Annotated in this window: 5 protein-coding genes and 1 pseudogene; 1 reads left to right on the top strand and 5 read right to left on the bottom strand. The window is 62.8% G+C overall.

What is annotated here, in order from left to right:
* Positions 1-81: 81 nt before the first annotated feature.
* The 4 genes and pseudogenes from BM249_RS20890 to BM249_RS20875 form a co-directional block, all read right to left on the bottom strand.
* Positions 82-455: pseudogene (locus tag BM249_RS20890) on the bottom strand (transposase); the annotation flags it as partial.
* 509 nt (positions 456-964) lie between these two features.
* Positions 965-1,405, bottom strand: a complete 441-nt coding sequence (locus BM249_RS20885) for a hypothetical protein (protein ID WP_244528897.1) — start codon at positions 1,403-1,405, stop codon at positions 965-967.
* A 113-nt stretch (positions 1,406-1,518) separates the two neighbouring features.
* On the bottom strand, positions 1,519-1,905 hold the full coding sequence (locus BM249_RS20880; protein ID WP_091975539.1) for a type II toxin-antitoxin system VapC family toxin: 387 nt from the start codon (positions 1,903-1,905) through the stop codon (positions 1,519-1,521).
* Positions 1,902-2,165 carry an AbrB/MazE/SpoVT family DNA-binding domain-containing protein gene (locus tag BM249_RS20875; RefSeq protein ID WP_091975537.1) on the bottom strand — a complete coding sequence of 88 codons (264 nt, stop codon included), beginning with the start codon at positions 2,163-2,165 and terminating at the stop codon, positions 1,902-1,904. The genes BM249_RS20880 and BM249_RS20875 overlap by 4 nt, the downstream gene beginning before the upstream one ends.
* A 242-nt stretch (positions 2,166-2,407) precedes the next feature.
* On the opposite strand from BM249_RS20875, the gene BM249_RS20870 reads away from it, so the two are divergent.
* Complete coding sequence (locus BM249_RS20870; RefSeq protein ID WP_091975535.1) at positions 2,408-3,469, top strand: site-specific integrase; 1,062 nt, start codon at positions 2,408-2,410, stop codon at positions 3,467-3,469.
* Between the two features lie 71 nt (positions 3,470-3,540).
* Here the strand turns inward: BM249_RS20870 and BM249_RS21470 are convergent.
* Positions 3,541-4,035 (bottom strand): hypothetical protein (locus BM249_RS21470; protein WP_210187009.1); only part of this gene is annotated, 495 nt, incomplete at its 5' end.

Raw genomic sequence — 4,035 nt, 5'->3', positions numbered from 1 at the left:
AGGCGGAAGCACGCTATTATGCCCAGGCCGAGGTCCAAGCCTTGGCCGCCTGACCCAAACCAAACGGCCTCCGGGAAACCCGGTGCGGTTCAGTCCGAGTGCACGACAGGCGCGCCGCTCGGAGACCGTCAGCACGGTCCGGACGTGCTCGATGCAGGCGCGCCGGCGCGCGGGGCTCAGAAGTTTCCCCGGGCGGCCTCCTGCAGGATCAGCTTGTCGAGCGTGAGATCCGCAATCGCCTTTCGCAGCCGCTGGTTCTCAGTTTCCAGCTCCTTCATGCGGCGCACCTGATCGGACTTCAGCCCACCGAACTCCTTGCGCCAGCGGTCATACGTGACCTCGGTCACGCCGATACCCCGGATCGCGTCTGCCACGCTCTGATCCTGCGAGACCAGCACGTCCACCTGCCGCAGCTTGGCCACGATCTCTTCCGGTTTGTGCTTCTTCGTTCCCATCGCGTCCGTTCTCCGTCGGCTCAAAGCCATACTTCAGGGCGGACCACTCCAATGGGGGCTGACCACTCGTGGTCGAGGACAGGGATGCCGCGGTTGCTGACCCGCGGGGATGCGCCCTCGCCGATGCCGGCTACCGAGTGGCCGGCTTCGCCTCGGAATGGGTGGCCGGCTTCCGTCGGAATCCGCAGGCCACCGTCGCCTGCGTCAGGCTCGGCCTGGTCGAACCATGAGCTTGCCGGTCGCGGATAACCTGTCGGTGATGGGGAACCGCGTCGGTCCTCCCGAAAACCGAACGTGTTTTGTAGGCGGCCAGGGCTCCGTCGCTTCGGCTGCCGACTTGCAGCTCCGTGCCCGTCCCGGGCACACATCAATCTTGTGCAGCGAAATCTTGGGTTTTCCCCTAAATAAACGGCGATTTCTTGAAAAATCCGGCGGGTTCAGTCTTTTCGTTGAGGATCGGTTTTACGGTCCCCTGATGTGGAGATGGGGATAAATTTAACAGCTGACGATCAGCTGTAGAGTCCTTCTTTCCGAAGGCGATCGAGGAGATGACGGGCCTGTTCCTGGGCTGCAGCATCCCGATCCTGCTCGTCGAACCCATACGCGAACATCGGCAGCAATCCGCTCGTCGCCCGTGCCATCGTCGAGCCCTCCCACAGGATGAGGATCTCCCAGTCGGTCAGATCCTTGACGAAGTACCAGAGCATCAGCATCACGCTCAGCGCGGATTGATCCGTCCACTCCGCCACGATGCCCTTCGCGATCCGTTCGACGCGTCGGAAAATCGCATGCTGCTTCTTCTCCACGAGATCCTGGACCGGCTCGACGCAGGCCGCCTTCAACTGCTCGCGGAGCGCGACGATGTCGCTCTCGGCCTTGGCAAGATCCGAACCGGCCGGAAGGAAGACGCCCGGTGTTCCGATCAGTGCGTAGAGCAGATAGGCCGGCATCGTGAGTTCGATCCGTTGGCGATCGGAGAGTGGCGGCATGGCAACGCTGCAGGGTCGGAGACGGTCCGGTAGATCCGATCATTCTGATCGTTTTAACTGTTCCAAATCACGGGTCAGCGAACAAGCTCGACCTTGAGCCCGGGGATCTTGAGGCTTGCCCAAGCCCGGTCCGTGGTCAGAACCGCGATACCGAGTTTGATCGCCAAAGCCATGCAGGTCCGGTCGCCGAGCCCGCTGCCATACTGACGCGTGGCTTCGCTCAAGAATGCGGCAGCGAAGGCGTCGCCGCGATCGTGTGCATGCAGATCCAGGCGCAATTCATGCACCATCTCCTCGATCACCGGCCGCGTCAGGCCGCGCGACAGCAGCGCCTTGACGAGTTCCTGAAGATTGACGGTCGACATCGCGGCTTGTCCCACATGCGCCGCGACCCTGTCCGCACCGGGTTCACCGCGCAGGAGCGCAATCACCGCCGAGGTATCGTAGACGACTTGGCTCATGCGGTTGCATCCTGGGTCTCGCTGCTATCGATACGCCGCTCGTCGAGAAACGCATCGGTGTCAGCGTCCTGCGTGGCATGTTCCCGGTAGAGCGCCTGGAGCTTCGAGACCACACCGGTAATCGGCGACAACCGGACCTCGGGTCCATCGACGGTCACGATGAGACGCGTCTCACCCGTGATGCCCATCGCCTCCCGTACCGATTGCGGCAGGAGCATGCGGCCGTTGGCTGCCAGCTTTACGTCAGTCACAAATGCCATGGCATGCCCACCCTAATCCGTTTGATAACGAAAACTCTATCAGTCATAGCGGTAGATGTCACAATGAGTAGATAGCCATAATTGCATGTGTGCCATTCATCAGGCGCTGCGCACAGAGGCCAATCGCCCTCCGGCTTCAACGGGAAACAGGTTCGAGCCGTCCTCGATGAATTGTCTCCGATAATAGGAGCTATCGCAGGAAATTTGTGGATCGTTAGGATTTGACCCGCTAGGCTCCCACCATGGAGCTTGACGTCGCCGAATCCGACTCCGGGCCGACGCCCCGCGCGTTTGCTGCACCGGTCCCGTTCGCCGATGCGCTGCCGCCCGGCCTCGACCTGCTGATCGAGCGGTTAGAGGAGCACGCCAGCGCCGCACGCGGGGCGTTCGCCGACAACACGATGCGCGCCTTCGCCGCCGACAGCCGGATTTTTTCGGCGTGGTGTGGGCAAGCGGGGAGGGCGATGCTGCCGGCCACCCCTGAAACCGTCGCCGCCTTCATCGATGCGCAAGCCGAGATCAAGGCGCGCGCAACGGTCGAGCGCTACCGCTCTTCGATCGCCGCTTTGCATCGCGCGGCCGGACTTTCGAACCCCTGCGCTGATGAGATCGTCCGACTGGCGGTGAAGCGGATGAACCGGGCCAAGGGTCGACGCCAGAAACAGGCCGAGCCGCTCAACCGGGGCAGCATCGAGCGCATGCTGGAGGTGAGGACGCCCGGGCGGCTGCACCGGCGCGTGACGGAGGCGAAACGCGAGGTACCGCTGATCGCGTTGCGCAACGCGGCGCTCGTTGCCGTCGCCTACGACACGCTGCTGCGCCGCTCCGAACTCGTGTCATTATATATAGGGGACCTGCACAGGGGCGCGGACGGCTCCGGCACCGTGCTGGTCCGGCGCTCGAAGGCCGACCAGGAAGGGGAGGGGGCAATCAAGTACCTCGCCCCCGACACCATGGCGCACATCGACGCTTGGCTCACGGCTGCGCGGCTGGAGAGCGGGCCGCTGTTCCGGCCGCTGACGAAGGGCGGCCAAGTCGGAACGGCCGCGCTCGGGGGAGGGGAGGTGGCGCGGGTGTTCCGCGATCTCGCCACGGCCGCTGGGCTGAAGCTGGCGCGCCTTCCCTCGGGACATTCCACACGAGTCGGGGCGACGCAGGACATGTTCGCGGCGGGGTTCGAACTGCTCGAGGTGATGCAGGCCGGCTCGTGGAAGACGCCCGCGATGCCGGCCCGCTACGGCGAACGCCTTCGCGCGCAACGCGGCGCTGCCCGGAAGCTGGCAACGCTCCAGAACAGAGCATAGCTCGCACGTTAGTGCACGAGCCTGAGGCCGAGCGGCCTTCTCTCTTCCGGGAACCACCCTCCCATCCAGAGCTACGTCTGCGGCTTGGCTGTAAGGTCGGCTGCAATGATTGAGAGGTCTTCGATCCGGCTGAACGGAATAATTCTCGGATTGTCGTTCGCGAATGGAAAGCGCGCGACCACAAGATGCTCGATGTGAGAGAGGCCAAGCTCGGTAGTCAGTAGGGCCTCGCGGCCCAACTCCTTGCGAAGCGCCCGTTCATAGCTCGCAACACGCGCGCGATTATAGCGGGCGAACAGCTTTGGATCCGCCTCAAGTCGGCTCAAATCGATGAGATTGTTTTTGCATTGCACGTTGAATATCACGCCGTCACGCGTGGTCACGACATCGAACTCCTTCGGGTGCAGGCGTTTGATCCCAGTGAGTTGAAATCCTTGCAGTTCAAGCGCATCGGAAACGGTTTTTTCAAAGTGAACCGCACCGGGTTTCTCGGAGGCTCCAACTCTTGAGAGACTGGAGCCATGACGAAGCATAGCCCACCCTTTTCCCCTGAAGTTCGCGAGCGA

This window comes from Methylobacterium gossipiicola, from assembly GCF_900113485.1.
GTDB lineage: Bacteria > Pseudomonadota > Alphaproteobacteria > Rhizobiales > Beijerinckiaceae > Methylobacterium > Methylobacterium gossipiicola.
This window is presented reverse-complemented; position numbering and strand designations above follow the sequence as displayed.

What these genes read in the sequence shown, in the direction of transcription:
- BM249_RS20885 (WP_244528897.1), bottom strand. Translation starts at nt 1,405, where the DNA reads ATGCCGGCCTATCTGCTCTACGCACTGATCGGAACACCGGGCGTCTTC.
- BM249_RS20880 (WP_091975539.1), bottom strand. Translation starts at nt 1,905, where the DNA reads ATGAGCCAAGTCGTCTACGATACCTCGGCGGTGATTGCGCTCCTGCGC.
- BM249_RS20875 (WP_091975537.1), bottom strand. Translation starts at nt 2,165, where the DNA reads ATGGCATTTGTGACTGACGTAAAGCTGGCAGCCAACGGCCGCATGCTC.
- BM249_RS20870 (WP_091975535.1), top strand. Translation starts at nt 2,408, where the DNA reads ATGGAGCTTGACGTCGCCGAATCCGACTCCGGGCCGACGCCCCGCGCG.